Below are 17,066 nucleotides of genomic sequence, written 5' to 3' on the forward strand. Positions count from 1 at the left end.
TCAGGCGCGCCGCCCGGCCACCTTCAGCCGCAGCCGCTCCAGCGCCAGGTACACGATCGGCGTGGTGTACAGCGTCAGGAACTGGCTGATCATCAGCCCGCCGACGATGGTCACGCCCAGCGGCCGGCGCAGTTCCGAGCCTTCGCCCATGCCCAGCACCAGCGGCAGCGCGCCCAGCAGGCCGGCCAGGTTGGTCATGACGATGGGACGCAGGCGCAGCATGGCGGCGCGGTGGATGGCTTGTTCCGGCGTCAGGCCCTCGCGCCGTTCCAGGCCGAGCGCGAAGTCGATCATCAGGATGGCGTTCTTCATCACCACCCCCACCAGCAGGAACAGGCCGAGCAGCGCGATCAGGCTGAATTCGATATTGGCCAGCCGCAGCGCCAGCAGCGCGCCGACGCCGGCCGAGGGCAGGGTCGACAGGATGGTCAGCGGATGCAGCGGGCTTTCGTACAGGATGCCCAGCACCAGGTAGATCGCCACCAGCACGCCCAGGATCAGCCAGGGCTGGTCCTGCAGGCTCTGCTGGAAGCTGCGGGCGTCGCCGCCCAGCCGCGTCTGGATGTGGGCCGGCACCATCAGCCGCGCCATGGCGGCGTCGATGGCGGCCAGGCCCTGCTGCAGCGAGACGCCCTCGGCCAGCGAGAAGCCGACGCCGACGGCGGCGAACAGGCCGTCGTGGAACACGCGGTCGTTGACCAGGCCGTGCTCGTAGGTGGCGAAGGCCGACAGCGGCACGCGGCTGCCGTCGGCCGCCACCACCTGGACGCGCTCGAGCACCTCGGGGTCCTCGGTGTAGCGCGGATCCAGCTCCAGCACCACGCGGTACTGGTTCATGGGGTCGTACAGCGTCGCCACCTGGCGCTGGCTGAAGGAATTGCTGAGCACGCTGGCGATGGTGCGCATGTCCACGCCCAGGCGCTGGGCGGCGGCGCGGTCGATGTTGATGACCACCTGCTGGGTGGCGGCGTCGCCCACCGCGTCGACGTCGCGCAGCTCGGGAATGTCGCGCATCGCGCGCGAGATCTTGCGCGACCATTGCCGCAGCGCCGGCACGTCGCTGGCCATGATGGCCAGCTCGTGGTCGCCGGAATTGCCGAAGCCGCCCGGCATGCGCAGGTCCTGGTCGACGTTCAGGAAGAACATGCCGCCCGGCACCGGCGGCGCGTTGGCGCGCAGCCAGTCGATCACCTGGGCCGAGGATTCGCGCCGCTCGGCCACGGGCTTCAGGCGGATCAGGAACAGCGAATTGCTGATGCCCAGGCTGCCGCCGTTGTAGCCGATCACGTCCTGCACCGCCGGATGCTTGAGCACCAGCTGGCGGTAGACGTCGATCTTGGGCTGCATCACCTGGAACGAGAAGCCGTCGTCGCCGCGCACGAAGCCCATCAGCTGGCCGGTGTCCTGCTGCGGCAGGAAACCCTTGGGCGCCTGCGCGTACAGGTAGGCGTTCAGCGCCACCACCGCGGCCAGCAGCAGCAGGGTCAGGCGGGCGTGGCCCAGCACCCGCGCCAGCGACGCGCCGTACCACTGGTGGGCGCGGGCGAATGCGGCGCGCAGCCGCGAGGGCCGCGGGTTGGCCTCGGCCGGCGGGCGCAGCCAGCGCGCGCACAGGCTGGGAATGATGGCGACCGACACCACCAGCGAGATCAGGATGGCGGCCACCAGCGTGATCGAGAACTCGCGGAACAGCCGTTCCACCAGCCCGCCCATGAACAGGATCGACACGAACACCACCGACAGCGCCAGCGTCATCGCCACCAGCGTGAAGCCGACCTCGCGCACGCCGCGCAGGGCCGCCTGGCGCGGACCCAGGCCGCGCTCGAGGTGGCGCGAGATGTTCTCCAGCACCACGATGGCGTCGTCCACCACCAGGCCCGCGGCCACGATCAGCGCCATCAGCGACAGGTTGTTGAGCGAGAAGCCCCACAGGTACATGACGGCGAAGGTGGCGATCAGGCACACGGGGATCGCCACGCTGGGAATGGCGGCGGCGCGGGCGCTGCCCAGGAACAGCCATACCACCAGGATCACCAGCCCGACCGCCAGCCCCAGCGTCACGTGGGCCTCGCGCAGCGTGGCGTGGATGCCGGGCGAGCGGTCCAGCACCACGGTCAGGTCGACATCGGCGGGCATCAGCGCGCGCAGGCCGGGCAGGGCCTGGTTGATGGCGGCGATGGTCTCGATGATGTTGGCGCCCGGCTGGCGGCTGATGGTCAGCACCACCGCCGGGTCGTGGTTGTGAAAGCCGCTGCTGTAGCGGTTCTCGACCGAGTCGCTGACGCGCGCGATCTGCGCCAGCCGGATGGTGGCGCCGTCCTGGTGGCGCACGATCAGGCCGTTGTAGTCGTCGGCCGTGCGCGGCTGGCCGGGCGTGCCGACCTCCCAGCGCTGGTCGGCCGAGTCGAGCTGGCCCTGCGGTCCCATGGGGGCGGCGTTGGCGATGGACTGGCGCAGGTCGTCGAGCGCCACGCCATAGTGCGCCAGCGCGTTGGGGTTGACCTGCACCCGCACCGCCGGCAGCGAGCTACCGCCCAGCGTCACTTCGCCGACGCCGACGATCTGCGAGAGTTTCTGCGCCAGCACCGTGGCGCCCAGGTCGTAGAGCCGGCCGGCGGGCCGCGTCGGCGAGCTGAGCGCCAGCGCCATGATGGGCGCCTGCGACGGGTTGACCTTGCGGTAGGTGGGGTTGCCGGGCATGCCGGACGGCAGCTCGGCGCGGGCGGCGTTGATGGCGGCCTGCACGTCGCGCGCGGCCGCGTTGATGTCGCGGTCCAGCGCGAACTGCAGCAGCACGCGGGTGGCGCCCTGGTTGCTGGAGGAGCTCATGGCGCTGACGCCGGCGATGCCGCCCAGCGCGCGTTCCAGCGGCGCGGCCACGGTGCTGGCCATGCTTTCGGGGCTGGCGCCGGGCAGATTGGCCCGCACTTCGATGGTGGGAAAGTCCACCTGCGGCAGGGGCGCCACCGGCAGCAGGCGCCAGGCCACCGCGCCCAGCAGCGTCAGGGCCAGCGCCAGGAAGATGCAGGCGACGGGCCGGTGCAGCAGCGCGCGGATCATGGCGCCGGCCGGTCCGCGGCGGCGGGCGCGGTCTTGCGGCGGCCCGCGCCCAGCTGGTGGAAGAACAGGTAGACGGCGGGCGTGGTGAACAGCGTCAGCACCTGGCTGACCAGCAGGCCGCCCACCATCACCCAGCCCAGCGGCTGGCGCAGCTCGGCGCCGGAGCCGGTGGCCAGCATCAGCGGCAGGGCGCCGAACAGCGCCGCCAGCGTGGTCATCAGGATCGGCCGCAGCCGCAGCAGCGCCGCTTCGCGGATCGCCTCGCGCGGCGCCAGGCCGCGGCTGCGTTCGGCTTCGAGCGCGAAGTCGACCATCATGATGCCGTTCTTCTTGACCAGCCCGATCAGCAGGATGATGCCGATGACGGCGATCAGGTCCAGCGGCCGGCCGGTCAGCAGCAGCGCCAGCAGCGCGCCCACCGTGGCCGACGGCAGGGTCGAGAGGATGGTGACCGGATGGATCGCGCTTTCATACAGCATGCCCAGCACCAGGTACATGGTGACCACGGCCGCCAGCATCAGCCACAGGGTGTTGGACAGCGAGGCCTGGAAGGCGGACGCCGCGCCCTGCAGGCGCAGCTCGACGCTCGGCGGCATGGCGATGTCCTGGCGCGCCGCCTCGATGGCGGCGATGGCCGCGCCCAGCGAGCCGCCCGGCGGCAGGTTGAACGAGAAATTGACGGCGGGGAACTGCGACAGGTGGTTGACCGCCAGCGGCACGGCGCGCTCGCTGACCGTGGCCAGCGCCGCCAGCGGAATCGGCTGGCCGTCCGCGGTTTTCAGGTGGATGCGCTCCAGCGCCTCGGGGCTGGCGGCCAGGCGCCGGTCCACTTCCAGCACCACGCGGTACTGGTTCGACTGGGTGAACAGGGTGGCGACCTGGCGCTGGCCGAAGGCGCTGTAGAGCGCCTGGGTCACGTCGTCCATGGTCAGGCCCAGCCGCGCGGCGGCGTCGCGCGAGACCTCCAGGTAGGCTTGGCGGCCGCCGTCCTGCAGGTCCGACGAGACGTCGGCCAGTTGCGGCGCGGCGGCCAGGCGCTGGGTCAGGGCGTGGCTCCAGCGCGCCAGCAGCGCGCTGTCGGGCGAGGTCAGGGTGAACTGGTACTGGCCGCGGCTGACGCGATCCTCGATGTTCAGCTCCTGCACCGGTTGCAGGTACAGCGAGATGCCCTGCACCTGGCGGGCGCGGGCGTCCAGCCGCGCCATGATGTCGGCCAGCGGCGCGCCGCGCTCGCTCCAGGGCTTGAGGTTGACCAGCAGGCGGCCGGTGTTGAGGGTGGCGTTCATGCCGTCGATGCCGATGAAGGACGACAGGCTGGCGACGTCGGGGTCTTCCAGCAGGCGTTGCGCCAGCGCCTGCTGGCGCCGCGACATGGCCTCGAACGAGGTGCTTTGCGCCGACTGGGTCACGCCTTGCAGCACGCCGCCGTCCTGCACCGGGAAGAAGCCCTTGGGCACCGCCAGGTACAGCAGGCCGGTCAGCGCGACGGTGGCCAGCATCGCCAGCAGCGTCAGGCGCTGGTGGCGCAGGGTGATGTCGAGCCAGCCGGCGTAGCGCGCCTGCAGGCGGTCGAGCAGGCCGGGCGGGCGCTCGGCGTGCGGCGGCAGCAGGCGCGCGCACATCATGGGCGTCAGCGTCAGCGATACCGCCAGCGAGATCAGGATGGCCACCGCCAGCGTGATGGCGAATTCGCGGAACAGCCGGCCGACCACGTCTTCCATGAACAGCAGCGGGATCAGCACGGCGATCAGCGACAGCGTCAGCGACACCAGCGTGAAGCCGATCTGCCCGGCGCCCTTGAGCGCGGCCGCCATCGGACTGTGGCCTTGTTCGCGGTAGCGGGCGATGTTCTCCAGCATGACGATGGCGTCGTCGACCACGAAGCCGGCGCCGATGGTCAGCGCCATCAGCGTCAGGTTGTTGGTGGAGAAGCCCGCCAGATGCATCACGCCGAACGTGCCGATCAGGGACAGCGGCACCGCCAGGCTGGGGATCAGCGTGGCCGGCAGGTTGCGCAGGAACAGGAAGGTCACCAGCACCACCAGCCCGACGGCGAAGGCCAGCTCCCATTGCACGCCGCGCACGGAGGCGCGGATGCTTTCGGTGCGGTCGGTCAGCACCCGCACCTGCACCGCCGCCGGCAGGCTGGCGGTCAGCTGCGGCAGCAGAGCCTTGACCTGGTCGGCCACCGCGATGACGTTGGCGCCGGGCTGGCGCTGGATGTTCACCAGCACCGCCGGCTGGCGGTCGACCCAGGCGGCCAGGTAACGGTCCTCGGCGCCGTCCTCGACCGTGGCGACGTCGCCCAGGCGCACCGGCGCGCCATTGCGCCAGGCCACGATCAGGTCGCGGTATTCCTGCGCGCTTTGCAGCTGGTCGTTGGCGTCCATGATGACCGAGCGCACCGGACCGTCGAAGCTGCCCTTGGGCTGGTTGGAGTTGGCCTTGGCGATGGCCTCGCGCAGGTCGGTCAGTTGCAGCCCGCGCGCGGCCAGCGCCATCGGGTTGGCCTGCACCCGCACCGCGGGCCGCTGGCCGCCGGCCAGGCTCACCATGCCCACGCCCGACAGTTGCGCCAGGCGTTGCGTCATTCGGGTGTCGACCAGGTCGTAGACCTGCGGCAGCGGCAGCGAATCCGAGGTCACGGCCAGCGTCAGGATCGGCACGTCGGCCGGGTTGACCTTGCGGTACACCGGCGGCGTCGGCAGGTCGGACGGCAGCAGCGAGCCGCTGGCGCTGATGGCGGCCTGCACCTCCTGTTCGGCCACGCCCAGCGAGACGTCGAGCGAGAACTGCAGCGTGATCACCGAGATGCCGCTGCCGCTGGAGGACGACATCTGCTTGAGCCCCGGGATCTGGCCGAAGCGGCGCTCCAGCGGCGCGGTCACGGCGCGCGCGGTGACGTCGGGGCTGGCGCCCGAATAGGGCGTGGTGACCTGGATGATGGGGTAGTCGACCTGCGGCAGCGCCGCCACCGGCAGCATGCGCCAGGCGAGGATGCCCGACAGCAGCAGCGCCAGCATCAGGAACGAGGTGGCGACCGGCCGCAGGATGAAGGGACGTGACAGGCTCATTGGGTTTCCACGATCAGCACGTCGCGGCCGTCATGCAGGCGGTCCACGCCTTCGACCACCACGCGCTCGGCCGCGGCCAGACCCGAGCGGACTTCGACCCGGCCGGCGTTGGCGCGGCCCAGCGTCAGGTCGCGCCGGGTGGCGCGCTGGTCGTCATCGATGACGAAGACGAAGGCGCCGTCGGCGCCGTACTGCACCGCCGCCGTGGGAATCGACAGCACGTCTTCCTGCCGCGCCAGCGCCAGCCGGATATTGACGAACTGGTTCGGGAACAGCGCCTCATCGGCATTCTCGAACAGGGCGCGCAGCTTGACCGTGCCGCTGGCGGCGTGGATCTGGTTGTCCAGCGCCTGCAGCGTGCCGAGCGCGATCAGGCGGCGTTCGTCGGCGTCCCAGGCCTGCACCTGCAGGGCGGCGTCGCCGGCCTGCGCCTGGGCCTGGCGCAGCAAGTCCAGATGGGTCTCCGAAATCGAGAACAGCGCCGAGATCGGGCGCGTCTGCACCAGGGTGGCCAGGCCATTGGCGTCGGCGGCGCGCACGTGGTTGCCGGCGTCCACGCGCCGAAAGCCGATGCGGCCGTCGTGCGGCGCCTGGATGCGGGTCTGCGCCAGCAGGCGGCGGGCGTCGGCGACGCCGGCCGCCAGGCGCTGGCGCTGCGCGGCGTAGCTGCGCGCCTGGGCCTCGGCGGTGTCCAGCTGCTGGCCCGCCACCGCTTCCTGGCGCGCCAGCTGCCGGTAGCGGCGCAGGTCGATCTCGGCATTGCCGAGCAGCGCCTCGACGCGCGCCAGTTCGCCTTCGGCCGCCGCCAGCGCGGTCTGGTAGGGGCGCGGGTCGATCTCGGCCAGCAGTTGGCCGCGGCTCACCGCCTGGCCTTCGGTGTAGTGCAGGCGTTGCAACTGGCCGTCGACCTGGCTGCGCAGCACCACCTGCGCCAGCGGCGTGACCGTGCCCAGCGCGTGCAGGTCGCGCGGCAGCGGGCCGCTGCGCGCGGCGGCGATGCCGACGGGAACCGGTTGCTGGCCGTAATTGGGAATGGCGGCGGGCGCGGGGCCTTGCAGGGCGTAGCGCCACAGCGCCCACGCGGCCAGCGCGGCCACGGCCAGGAGAGCGGCCAGCACCAGGCGCTGGCGCGAGGAGGCGGCGCCCACGGAAGGGGGCAGGGACATCTTGGTACTGCCGGGGACGGAAAGTTGGGGACAGGACGGATTCTATCTGAATAATAATTATTAGCGTTTTGGAATCAGTTTTCTGTCAGGTTGCGGCGCGGCCGGCCTGCCGCGCGGCGGGCGCATCGCGACGCGCTTGCCTCGCCGTTGGCGGGCTGCTAGCATTCGTCCGTTCGTCGGAGATGGCATTCCTCCACCAACCGCCGCGCGCCTTGCGCGGCTGATGATGCCTACAGATCCCTGGCACCGCCGGGGCTGTAGGCATTTTTTGCGTCCGCGGTTTTCTTGCCCGCGCCCGACGCATCCCGCAGCCTGGTGGATTCAGGGGAGTTTTTATCCTCGGACCCGGAACACCATGTCTCGCCCCTCCCGCCTGGAACAGTTGGAACTGCTGCCGTACATCGGCAAATGGCTCGTCATCGCCTTCATCGTCGCCTGCCTGGCGGGCGCCGCCTCGGCGCTTTTCCTGCACGCCCTGGATTGGGCGACCGCCACCCGCCTGGCGCATCCGGCGCTCATCTGGCTGCTGCCCGTCGCGGGCTTTTTCGTCGGCTGGTGCTATCTGCGCCTGGGGCGTCCGGTGGAAGCGGGCAACAACCTCATCATCGACGAGATCCACGATCCCAAGAAAGTCATTCCCCTGCGCATGGTGCCCATGGTGCTGGGGGGCACGGTGATCTCGCACCTGTTCGGCGCGTCCGTCGGCCGCGAAGGCACTGCGGTGCAGATGGGCGGGGCGCTGGCCGACCAGCTGACGCATCTGCTGCGGCTGCGCCCGGAGGATCGGCGGATCGTGCTGATGGCGGGCATCGCGGCGGGCTTTTCCTCGGTGTTCGGCACGCCCCTGGCCGGCGCCATCTTCGGGCTGGAGGTGCTGGCGATCGGCCGCATGCGCTATGACGCGCTTTTTCCCTGCGTGGTCGCGGCGATCGCGGCGGACCAGGTGGGCCAGGCCCTGGGCATCCACCACACCCATTATGCGGTGTCGCAGGTCGCGCCGCTGGGCCTGGTGAGCGTGCTGAGCGTGGTGGTGGCGGGCATCCTGTTCGGCCTGATCGGCATGGTCTTCGCCAACAGCGCGCACGCCATCGGCGCTTTCATGAAGCGGCATATCGCCTACGCGCCGCTGCGGCCCCTGGCGGGCGGAGCGGTGATCGCGGCGGCGGTGTGGGCCACCGACGGCTATCGCTACATCGGCCTGGGCATCCCCTCGATCGTGCAGGCGTTCCAGCAGCCGGCGGCGCCGTGGGACTTCGCCGGCAAGCTGCTGTTCACCGTGGCCTCGCTGGGCAGCGGCTTCAAGGGCGGCGAGGTGACGCCGCTGTTCTACATCGGCGCCACGCTCGGCAACGCGCTGGCGCCGCTGCTGCAATTGCCGTTCTCGATGCTGGCCGGGCTGGGCTTTGTCGCCGTGTTCGCCGGCGCCGCCAACACGCCCATCGCCACCATCGTCATGGCGATCGAGCTGTTCGGGCCGGACATCGCGCCGTTCGCCGCCATCGCCTGCATCGCGGCCTATTTGTTCTCGGGACACAGCGGCATCTACCACGCGCAGCGCGTGGGACACGCCAAGCACCGCGCGCTGCCCGGGGAACTGCGGCTGTCGGAACTGGGCGCGTACCGCAAGCGGCTGCGCCAGCAGTCCGTGGCGCGCACCCCTGAGCAATGACCCGAGGACCTGACCCGATGACGACCGACCTGACCGCGCTGCGCCTGTACTTTCCCATTTCGGCCCGGGCGCGGGCCACGCGCTTCTGGCACCGGCTGAGCGCGCCCGCGCTGGCCCACCACCTGATCAACGCCGCGCGCCGCGCCGGCATCCAGCAGGCGGTGCTGCACCCCATCCAGTCCGGCTACCTGGCGGGCGAGCGCCTGAGCCATCATCACCCGGAGGTCACCCACATGAAGCACCCGCAATGCATCGAGCTGATCGACCGCGAAGCGGTGCTGCGGACCTTCCTGCATGACCATGCGGCCGAACTGCACAAGGTCCGGGCGGTGCTGCTCAAGTGCGAGATCCCGCTGATCCCCGGCGCCGAGCCGGCCATGGGCTGAACCCGGGCGGGTCAGGGACCCCTATGCTTGCGGCGCAGGCGCGGCGGCCGGGCCCAGGCCGACCTCGGCCAGGCGTTGCTGGATCAGATCCAGCAGCGCCCGGGCCCGCGCGCTGACCGACTGGCGGTGACTGTAGACGCCCAGCAATTGCAGCGGCGCGGGTTGCAGGTCCAGCGGCACTTCGCGCAGGCGGCCGGTGGCCAGGTCTTCCTGGCATGAGGCGGCCGCCAGGATCGCGAAGCCGATGCCCTGGCGCGCGCCCACCAGCGCCAGTTCGCCGCTGTTGACGCGGTAGCGGCTGCGCACCGGCACCTTGACGATGTCACCGGCCGCGTCCACGAATTGCCACGGCATGCCCTTGAGCGCGCTCAGGGTGGTGATGCAGGGCAGCGCCTTGAGCTGGCGCGCCTGGCGCGGGGCGCCGACGCGGGCCAGCAGCGCCGGCGCGGCGACGACGATGCTGGGCAGGATGGCCAGTTCACGGGTGATGAGGCTGCTGTCGTCCTGGCGGCCGCGATGGAACACGATCGACAGATCGACATCCTCGCGCAGGGCGTCGATGCCGTCGAGGCGGGTGTCGCAGGCCAGGTCGATGCCGGGATGACGATCGCAGAATTCCGCCAGGATCGGCGCCAGCAGCCGTGGCGCTTCGCCGGGCATGCACAGGCGCAGCGGCCCGCGCAGCGCCTGGCGGACGGCGCCCAGTTCCTCTTCCGTGGCGGCCAGGCTATCCAGCAGCGGCTTGGCCCGCTGGTACAGCAGTTGGCCGGCTTCGGTCATGCGCAGGTGGCGGGTGCTGCGTTCCAGCAGCCTCACGCCCAGCCGCCGCTCCAGTCCCGCGACATGGCGGCTGACGTTCGATGAGGGCATGGCCAGACGCCGCGCCGCGCCCGCGAAACTCTGTTCATCCACGACCGCCGCATAGACGCGAACGCTGTTCAGATCCAGGGCCTGGCCCATGATTATCCCGTTTGAGATATGAAAGGAACCCATTTTTCCATACTAGTTCTCGCATCCGGCGGAATCTACGATGCGGATCCTGTGTGCGGCGTCGGGCCGGCACGCGGAATTTGAACAGGAATTCAGCATGGACATCGGAATACTGGGCGGCGGGATTGCCGGCCTGAGCGTGGCGCTCGCCCTGCATCGGTCGGGGCATCGGCCGCGGGTCTACGAACGCGGCGCCGCGCCGGCCGCCATGGGGGCCGGCGTGACGCTATGGCCCAATGCGGGGTTCGTGCTCGACCGGCTCGGCCTGCTGCCGGACATCGCGGCGCTGGGGGGAAAGCCGGTGGCGATGCGCCGTTACGACCCCGCGGGCAATGCCCTGGGGGGACTCGACATCACCGCGCTGGATCGCCTGATGGGTTACCCGACCCATACGATCCTGCGCCGCGACCTGCTGGCCGCGCTGCTGGCGCACACGGCGCGCGCCGGCATCACGGTCGAGTATGACCACTGCGCCGTGGCGATCGAGCCGGGCGATGATGGCCGCGCCACCGCACGGTTCGGCAATGGCGTCGCCATCCGGCCGGACCTGCTCATCGGCGCGGATGGCCGGATGGACTCGGTGGCGCGTCGGTTCGTCACGGGTGACAACACGCCGGTGTACCAAGGGTTCGTGAACTGGATCGGTGTCGCGTCGGCGCCGGGCCTGGCCGATGACATCGCCATCCAGGACTATTGGGGCGTCGGCGAGCGTTTCGGCTGCGTCGCGGTGCGGCCGGATCTGGTCTATTGGGCGGGGGCCCAGGTCCGGCCGCTGTCCGCCGCCGGGCAGGGGGCGGATCCGCGCGCGGAGGTCGCCGGCCTTTTCGCCGATTGGGCCGCGCCGGTCGCGCGCATCATCCGGGCGACGCCCGCCGACGCCGTGCGCCTGATCGCCGTGCATGACCTGGACACGCCGGCGGTCTGGCACCGGGACAATGTGCTGCTGGTGGGCGATGCCGCGCATGCGCCATTGCCGACCTCGGGCCAGGGCGCCTGCCAGGCGCTGGAGGATGCCTGGCATCTGGGCCAATGCCTGGCGGCCGGGCCACGCGACCTGGAGGCGGCGCTGGGCGCCTTCACCGCGATCCGCCAGCCCAAGACCGCCGGCTTGACCGAGCTGGCCCGCGTCCATGCGCGCGGCCTGTTCGAGCGCGATCCGGAGATCTGCCGCCTGCGCGACCAGCAGGCCAGGGCGGCCGACCCGGCGGCGGCGCTACGGGGTTTGGCCAGCGCCTGGGGCGAAGGGCTGTGAACGGGGATAATACGGTTTTCCAGCCAGTTTCCGCCCCGGCGCACGCCGGGCCGCTCATAGGGTTTCATCCATGCAAGAAAATACCTCCGCCGCCGCGCTGATCGACGCGCTGCGCACCGACCGCGCCGCGTTGCAGCTGTGGCAAACCGTGGCGCGCGAGTACCAGGGCAAGCATGCCGAGGTGCTGGCGCCGCTGGAGGTCACCGAGATCGAGCTCAAGGCCAGGCTGGTGTTCTGCTTCGACCATGCCGCCAAGCAGAAGGAGCTGACCAAGGCGGAACGCCAGCTGGTGTCCGAGATCGCCGCGCAATTGGGGCAGGAAACGCTGTTCTCGATCCTGCTGGATGGCACGCCGGCCGAATGCGACGTCGAGCGCCTGAAGGCGGTCTACCGCAAGCACAGCGATTCCGACATCGACGCCGAAGTGGCCGAGGAACGCGAGGCCGAGGCGGCCGAGATGGCCGAGATGGCCGCCTCCGAGCAGGCCCAGGCAGACGCGCCCGCCACCGCGGCGACGTTCGCGCCCGACGCGCTGGCGCAGGCCGAGGCCTTGCTGGCGCTGGGGCCGGATGGCCTGGACGGCGTGCCCCAGGACAAGCTCGCGCTGGCCATTCCGGTGCTGCGGGAACAACTGGCCGCGCTGAACCGCGAGCTGGCCGTGTTCGAGCGCGACTTCAAGGCCGAATACCGCTTCGATCCGGAGCAGCCGATCGACCCGGCCGACCTGATGGAAGACCTGGAGGCGGAAATCGCCGATGTGCAGGACTACATCGGCGAGCTGGAGTTCGAGCTGTCGCAGTTCGTCGACATGCAGCAGCTCAAGGCCTGGCTCAAGGCCATGAAGAAGCAGCTGGAAGCGACCCGCCGGCGCGAAGCGCGCGGCTGAGGCCGGGGCCGCCCGGATCTCAGGGCGCCCGGCGCGGCCCGGCGGGCACGATCTTCATCAGCGGCGCGGCCGGCTTGGCCGCGGCGTCCGCGCGCGGCCGGATCATCCACGGGAAGAAGCGCCACAGATACAGGCCGAACCCCAGCGCCCAGGCGCAGGCCGAGGCGTGCAGCAACCCCGCCGCGGCGCCGGTTGGCATCAGGGCGGCCAGGCGCAGCAGCGCCGCCAGGATCACCAGGGCGTAGCTCAGCACCATGCTGCGGTCGGCGCGCAGCGGCCGGCCCAGGTGGCCCATCGCCGTGCGCGTGGCCATGCCGATGATCAGCACCGAGAAACCGGCCACGCCGATGACGTGCGCCGGCCAGGCTGGCCGCGCCACGTAGCCGGCCAGTTGCGCCGCGCCCGCCAGCAGGCCGATGCCCAGGCCCAGATAACCCACGTACAGGATCCACAGCAGCGGCACGCGGCGCGCGGCCCAGGGCTTCCAGGCCAGCCACTGCGCCAGCGCCAGGACGCCGGTGACCGCGAGCAGCAGCGCGGCGGCGCGAGGCGCGCCGGCCAGCAGGCAGGCAATCGCCATCACGCCGGCGCCCAGTTGCCAATGGCCGCTGCGGGTGTGGGGCGGAATCTCCAGGCCCTGCACGGCGCGCTTGGCGAAGAACGGCAGCACGCGGCGCGCGATCAGCAGCGTCAGCACCGCCATGGCCAGGAGGCCGGTGTTGAAGTAGCGCATCAGCGCCACGTAATCGCCGGCCAGGGCGGCGCGCAGGTACAGCGCATGCGCCGCGGCCAGTGCCAGCAGCAGCAGGGGCACGCCGTAGTTGCGGCGGTTGCGCGTGATCCAGACGGCGCGCGCCAGCGCGGCGGCGGCCCACAGGAAGAACAGCAGGTCGGCCGCGGCCGCGAGGGTGAACGCCGTCATGCCGGGCGCCAGGTAGGCGCCGCGCGCCACCAGCCAGACCGCGCACAGCGCCGCCAGCGGCGCGCCGCGCAGCGGATTGCGGCCGGTCCAGTTGGCGCCCGCCGTCAGCAGGAAGCCGACCGCGATGGTGGCCACGAAGCCCCACAGCATCTCGTGCGCGTGCCAGGGCATGGCGGTCAGCACGCCAGCCAGCCGGGCCGGCGCGAACACCCACAGCAGCACGGACGCCAGCGCCCAGGAACAGCCGGCCAGATACAACGGGCGGAAGCCCATTTCGGTGAAGGCGCGCCAGTTCGGCCGCGCGGCGCCGTCGGCGGCGGGTTCTTCCAGGGTGAGCAGGGTGGACATGGGGGCCTTTGCACGGGGCGGCCAGCGTACCGGCCTTGAATATGTATTTGAAATACATATTAACGCCGTCCGGCGGATGTCGCCCACCGCGCGCGCTTGATCGCGCGCAAACGCGGCGGCTTTTCCGGGGTGACTAGTCACATCGGCAGGGGGGATTTGGTCGGCCGGCGAATGGTGGCGGGGGGCGAGGATGCCTAGGCTTGGGGCTGTCGTATTCCGTGTGCAAAAAAAGCGAGAACCACCATGGCATCAACCCACCCCTCGGCCAGCGCGCCCATGCGGGTCCTGGTATCCAGCACCTTCGCCTTCACCATCTGTTTCGCGGTATGGATGATCTTCGCGGTGCTGGGCATTCCCATCAAGACGCAGCTCGGCCTGTCCGAGACCGAATTCGGCCTGCTGGCCGCCATGCCGGTGCTGACCGGCTCCCTGGTGCGGGTGCCGCTGGGCATCTGGACCGACCGCTACGGCGGCCGCCCGGTGTTCTTCGTGCTGATGCTGCTGGCGGTGGTGCCGATCTGGCTGCTGTCCTACGCCACCGAGTATTGGCAGTTCCTGGTGCTGGCGCTGTTCGTGGGCCTGACCGGCGGTTCGTTCTCGGTCGGCACGCCCTATGTGGCGCGCTGGTTTCCGCGCAACAAGCAGGGCCTGGCCATGGGCGTGTTCGGCGCCGGCAATTCGGGCTCGGCCATCACCAAGTTCGTGGCGCCGGCGCTGATCGCCGCCGCCGGCGGCGCCTGGGTGATCGTGCCGCAGGTCTACGCGGTGGCCCTGCTGGTGACGGCGATCCTGTTCTGGCTGTTCTCGGCCTCGGATCCGTCGCACCGGGTGGCCGGCGGCGCCTCGCTGCGCGAGCAGATGGCGATGCTGAAGGACCCGCGCGTGTGGCGCTATTGCCAGTACTACTCGGTGGTGTTCGGCGGCTACGTGGCGCTGGCGCTCTGGATGACCAAGTACTACATCGGCGAATACGGCTTCGACATGAAGCTGGCGGCGCTGCTGGCCGCGTGCTTCTCGCTGCCGGGCGGCGTGCTGCGCGCCGTGGGCGGCTGGATCTCGGACCGCTACGGCGCCTACAAGACCACCTGGTGGGTGATGTGGGTGTGCTGGGTGGCGTTCTTCATCCTCAGCTATCCGCAGACGCACTTCACCGTCCTGACCACCGGCGGCCCGCGCCAGTTCGACATCGCCCTGGGCCCGACCAGCTTCACCATCCTGCTGTTCATTGTCGGCATCGCCATGGCCATCGGCAAGGCCTCGGTCTTCAAGTTCATCTCGGATGAGTTCGGCCAGAACATCGGCGCGGTCTCGGGCATCGTCGGCCTGGCCGGCGGCCTGGGCGGCTTCATCCTGCCGATCCTGTTCGGCGTGCTGCTCGACCTGACCGGCGTGCGTTCCAGCGCCTTCATGCTGCTGTACGGCACGGTCTGCGTCTCGCTCATCTTCATGCACTTCAGTTTCCGGCCCGAAAGCGCCGCCACCGCGCGGCGGCAAGCCGCTCAGGGCCTGTTCACACTGAAAGGAGCCTCGCATGAGCACCCAAATGAGTGACTATCAAGGCGCGAAGCGCAGACGTGGCAGGCCCCCGACGAGCATTCGCAACGACGAGAGGCGCTCATTTGGGTACTCACCCTTCGGGCAGGCCGGTAATCGGCCGCCAGGCGTCGTTGCGCTCACCTTGCGTGGCACAGCCACGCGGCGGCGACCGCGCCTAGCCTGGCGGCCGATTACCGGCCTGTGCGAGGCTCCTTTCAGTGTGAACAGGCCCTAACCCCCGACCTCACCGGAGAAAACCTATGTCTTCCCATGTCCTGGCGCGCTGGGAGCCGGAAAACCCCGGCTTCTGGAAACAGACCGGCGCCCGCATCGCCAACCGCAATCTGTGGATTTCCATTCCCGCGCTGATGCTGGCGTTCAGCATCTGGATGCTGTGGAGCGTGGTGGTGGTCAATCTCGACCGCGCCGGCTTCATGCTGTCCAAGAACCAGCTGTTCTGGCTGACCGCGCTGCCGGCGCTGTCGGGCGCCACGCTGCGCATCTTCTATTCGTTCCTGGTGCCGGTGTTCGGCGGCCGCAAGTGGACCGCGATCTCGACCGCCTCGCTGCTGATCCCGGCGCTGGGCATGGGCTTCGCGCTGCGCGACCCGACCACCTCGTTCCCGACGCTGCTGATCCTGGCGCTGCTGTGCGGCCTGGGCGGCGGCAACTTCAGCTCCAGCATGGCCAACATCAGCTTCTTCTTTCCCAAGGACAAGAAGGGCCTGGCCACCGGCCTGAACGCCGGCATCGGCAACCTGGGCGTGTCGCTGGTGCAGTTCGTGGTGCCGGTGGTGATCTCGATGGGCGTGTTCGGCGCCCTCGGCGGCGAGCCGCAGACCGTCACGGCGGGTGACGTGCAGCGCAGCCTGTGGCTGCAGAATGCCGGCTTCATCTGGGTCATCCCCATCGCGCTGGCCTCGCTGGCCGCGTGGTTCGGCATGAACGACATTGCCGACGCGCGCGCCTCGTTCGCCGACCAGGCGGTGATCTTCAAGCGCAAGCACAACTGGCTGATGTGCTGGCTGTACGTGGGCACCTTCGGCTCGTTCATCGGTTTCTCGGCCGGCTTCGCCATGCTGACCAAGACGCTGTTCCCGCAGGTCGACCCGACCACCTACGCCTTCCTGGGCCCGCTGGTCGGCTCGCTGACGCGGCCGGTGGGCGGCTGGGTCTCGGACAAGCTGGGCGGGGCGCGCGTCACGCTGTTCACCTTCATCGGCATGATTGCCGCGGTGCTGGGCGTGGTGATGTTCCTGCCGCTGAACGGGCAGGGCGGCGACTTCAACGGCTTCCTGGCCATGTTCATCGTGCTGTTCGCGCTGACCGGCGTGGGCAACGGCTCGACCTTCCGCATGATCCCGGTGATCTTCCTGCGCGAGCGCACCCAGGCCGCGCAAGGCAAGGGCGAGGCCGCGCAGAAGCAGGCGCTGACCGACGCGGCGCGCGAATCGGCCGCGGTGCTGGGCTTTTCCGGCGCGATCGGCGCCTATGGCGGCTTTTTCATCCCGCGCAGCTTCGGCACCTCGCTGGAGCTGACCGGCAGCGCCCAGGCGGCCCTGTATTGCTTCATCGGCTTTTACGCCACTTGCGTGCTGATCACGTGGTGGTTCTACGCGCGCCGCAACGCGCCCGTGCCCTGCTGAGGGCGGGGTTGGCCGGGGTGACTAGTCACTCTGCCGCGCCCGCCCTGTGCCACCGGCGAATGGTCGGCCGGGCGGGCGACGCCTAAAGTGGTTCTGACAGCACAGATTGCAGTACGCGCCGGCCGGGCCGG

11 protein-coding genes and 1 riboswitch are annotated in these 17,066 nt (G+C 70.3%); of the genes, 6 read left to right on the forward strand and 5 right to left on the reverse strand.

Features of this window, described 5'->3' with window-relative positions; all coding sequences use genetic code 11:
* Genes H0523_RS22650 through H0523_RS22660 form a run of 3 tightly spaced genes read right to left on the reverse strand, consistent with a single transcriptional unit; the run spans nucleotide 1 to nucleotide 7,300 of the window.
* Complete coding sequence (locus H0523_RS22650) at nucleotides 1–3,060, reverse strand: efflux RND transporter permease subunit (protein WP_054430607.1); 3,060 nt, start codon at nucleotides 3,058–3,060, stop codon at nucleotides 1–3.
* Nucleotides 3,057–6,134, reverse strand: a complete 3,078-nt coding sequence (locus H0523_RS22655; protein WP_054430606.1) for a multidrug efflux RND transporter permease subunit — start codon at nucleotides 6,132–6,134, stop codon at nucleotides 3,057–3,059. The genes H0523_RS22650 and H0523_RS22655 overlap by 4 nt, the downstream gene beginning before the upstream one ends.
* Nucleotides 6,131–7,300, reverse strand: coding sequence for an efflux RND transporter periplasmic adaptor subunit (locus tag H0523_RS22660; protein WP_054430605.1), 1,170 nt, complete (start codon nucleotides 7,298–7,300; stop codon nucleotides 6,131–6,133). The genes H0523_RS22655 and H0523_RS22660 overlap by 4 nt, the downstream gene beginning before the upstream one ends.
* 169 nt (nucleotides 7,301–7,469) lie before the next feature.
* Nucleotides 7,470–7,540, forward strand: a riboswitch (Fluoride riboswitch).
* 115 nt (nucleotides 7,541–7,655) lie between these two features.
* On the opposite strand from H0523_RS22660, the gene H0523_RS22665 reads away from it, so the two are divergent.
* The gene (locus tag H0523_RS22665) at nucleotides 7,656–8,969 is read left to right on the forward strand and encodes a voltage-gated chloride channel family protein (RefSeq protein WP_054430604.1); all 1,314 of its coding nucleotides are present in this window, start codon (nucleotides 7,656–7,658) and stop codon (nucleotides 8,967–8,969) included.
* A gap of 17 nt (nucleotides 8,970–8,986) precedes the next feature.
* Complete coding sequence (locus tag H0523_RS22670) at nucleotides 8,987–9,355, forward strand: putative PII-like signaling protein (RefSeq protein WP_054430603.1); 369 nt, start codon at nucleotides 8,987–8,989, stop codon at nucleotides 9,353–9,355.
* A 21-nt stretch (nucleotides 9,356–9,376) separates the two neighbouring features.
* Here the strand turns inward: H0523_RS22670 and H0523_RS22675 are convergent, their stop codons facing one another.
* A complete protein-coding gene (locus H0523_RS22675; protein ID WP_054430602.1) occupies nucleotides 9,377–10,315 on the reverse strand; it encodes a LysR family transcriptional regulator in 939 nt (312 codons plus the stop codon).
* A gap of 127 nt (nucleotides 10,316–10,442) precedes the next feature.
* On the opposite strand from H0523_RS22675, the gene H0523_RS22680 reads away from it, so the two are divergent.
* The gene (locus H0523_RS22680; protein WP_054460946.1) at nucleotides 10,443–11,597 is read left to right on the forward strand and encodes an FAD-dependent oxidoreductase; all 1,155 of its coding nucleotides are present in this window, start codon (nucleotides 10,443–10,445) and stop codon (nucleotides 11,595–11,597) included.
* Nucleotides 11,598–11,667: 70 nt separating this feature from the next.
* The gene (locus H0523_RS22685; protein ID WP_054430601.1) at nucleotides 11,668–12,483 is read left to right on the forward strand and encodes a hypothetical protein; all 816 of its coding nucleotides are present in this window, start codon (nucleotides 11,668–11,670) and stop codon (nucleotides 12,481–12,483) included.
* Nucleotides 12,484–12,502: 19 nt separating this feature from the next.
* Here the strand turns inward: H0523_RS22685 and H0523_RS22690 are convergent, their stop codons facing one another.
* Nucleotides 12,503–13,753, reverse strand: a complete 1,251-nt coding sequence (locus H0523_RS22690) for an NnrS family protein (protein ID WP_054430600.1) — start codon at nucleotides 13,751–13,753, stop codon at nucleotides 12,503–12,505.
* A 243-nt stretch (nucleotides 13,754–13,996) separates the two neighbouring features.
* Between H0523_RS22690 and H0523_RS22695 the strand changes: the two genes are divergently transcribed.
* Entirely contained in the window at nucleotides 13,997–15,304 is a 1,308-nt protein-coding gene (locus H0523_RS22695) for an MFS transporter (RefSeq protein ID WP_054430599.1), read from the forward strand.
* Between the two features lie 245 nt (nucleotides 15,305–15,549).
* Nucleotides 15,550–16,935 carry a NarK family nitrate/nitrite MFS transporter gene (locus H0523_RS22700; RefSeq protein WP_054475045.1) on the forward strand — a complete coding sequence of 462 codons (1,386 nt, stop codon included), beginning with the start codon at nucleotides 15,550–15,552 and terminating at the stop codon, nucleotides 16,933–16,935.
* Nucleotides 16,936–17,066: the final 131 nt, after the last annotated feature.

The sequence above is a fragment of the Achromobacter insuavis genome (assembly GCF_902859645.1).
GTDB classification, from domain to species: Bacteria; Pseudomonadota; Gammaproteobacteria; order Burkholderiales; family Burkholderiaceae_B; genus Achromobacter; species Achromobacter insuavis.

What these genes read in the sequence shown, in the direction of transcription:
- H0523_RS22695 (WP_054430599.1), top strand. Translation starts at nt 13,997, where the DNA reads ATGGCATCAACCCACCCCTCGGCCAGCGCGCCCATGCGGGTCCTGGTA.
- H0523_RS22675 (WP_054430602.1), bottom strand. Translation starts at nt 10,315, where the DNA reads ATGGGCCAGGCCCTGGATCTGAACAGCGTTCGCGTCTATGCGGCGGTC.
- H0523_RS22685 (WP_054430601.1), top strand. Translation starts at nt 11,668, where the DNA reads ATGCAAGAAAATACCTCCGCCGCCGCGCTGATCGACGCGCTGCGCACC.
- H0523_RS22660 (WP_054430605.1), bottom strand. Translation starts at nt 7,300, where the DNA reads ATGTCCCTGCCCCCTTCCGTGGGCGCCGCCTCCTCGCGCCAGCGCCTG.
- H0523_RS22655 (WP_054430606.1), bottom strand. Translation starts at nt 6,134, where the DNA reads ATGAGCCTGTCACGTCCCTTCATCCTGCGGCCGGTCGCCACCTCGTTC.
- H0523_RS22690 (WP_054430600.1), bottom strand. Translation starts at nt 13,753, where the DNA reads ATGTCCACCCTGCTCACCCTGGAAGAACCCGCCGCCGACGGCGCCGCG.
- H0523_RS22665 (WP_054430604.1), top strand. Translation starts at nt 7,656, where the DNA reads ATGTCTCGCCCCTCCCGCCTGGAACAGTTGGAACTGCTGCCGTACATC.
- H0523_RS22700 (WP_054475045.1), top strand. Translation starts at nt 15,550, where the DNA reads ATGTCTTCCCATGTCCTGGCGCGCTGGGAGCCGGAAAACCCCGGCTTC.
- H0523_RS22650 (WP_054430607.1), bottom strand. Translation starts at nt 3,060, where the DNA reads ATGATCCGCGCGCTGCTGCACCGGCCCGTCGCCTGCATCTTCCTGGCG.
- H0523_RS22670 (WP_054430603.1), top strand. Translation starts at nt 8,987, where the DNA reads ATGACGACCGACCTGACCGCGCTGCGCCTGTACTTTCCCATTTCGGCC.
- H0523_RS22680 (WP_054460946.1), top strand. Translation starts at nt 10,443, where the DNA reads ATGGACATCGGAATACTGGGCGGCGGGATTGCCGGCCTGAGCGTGGCG.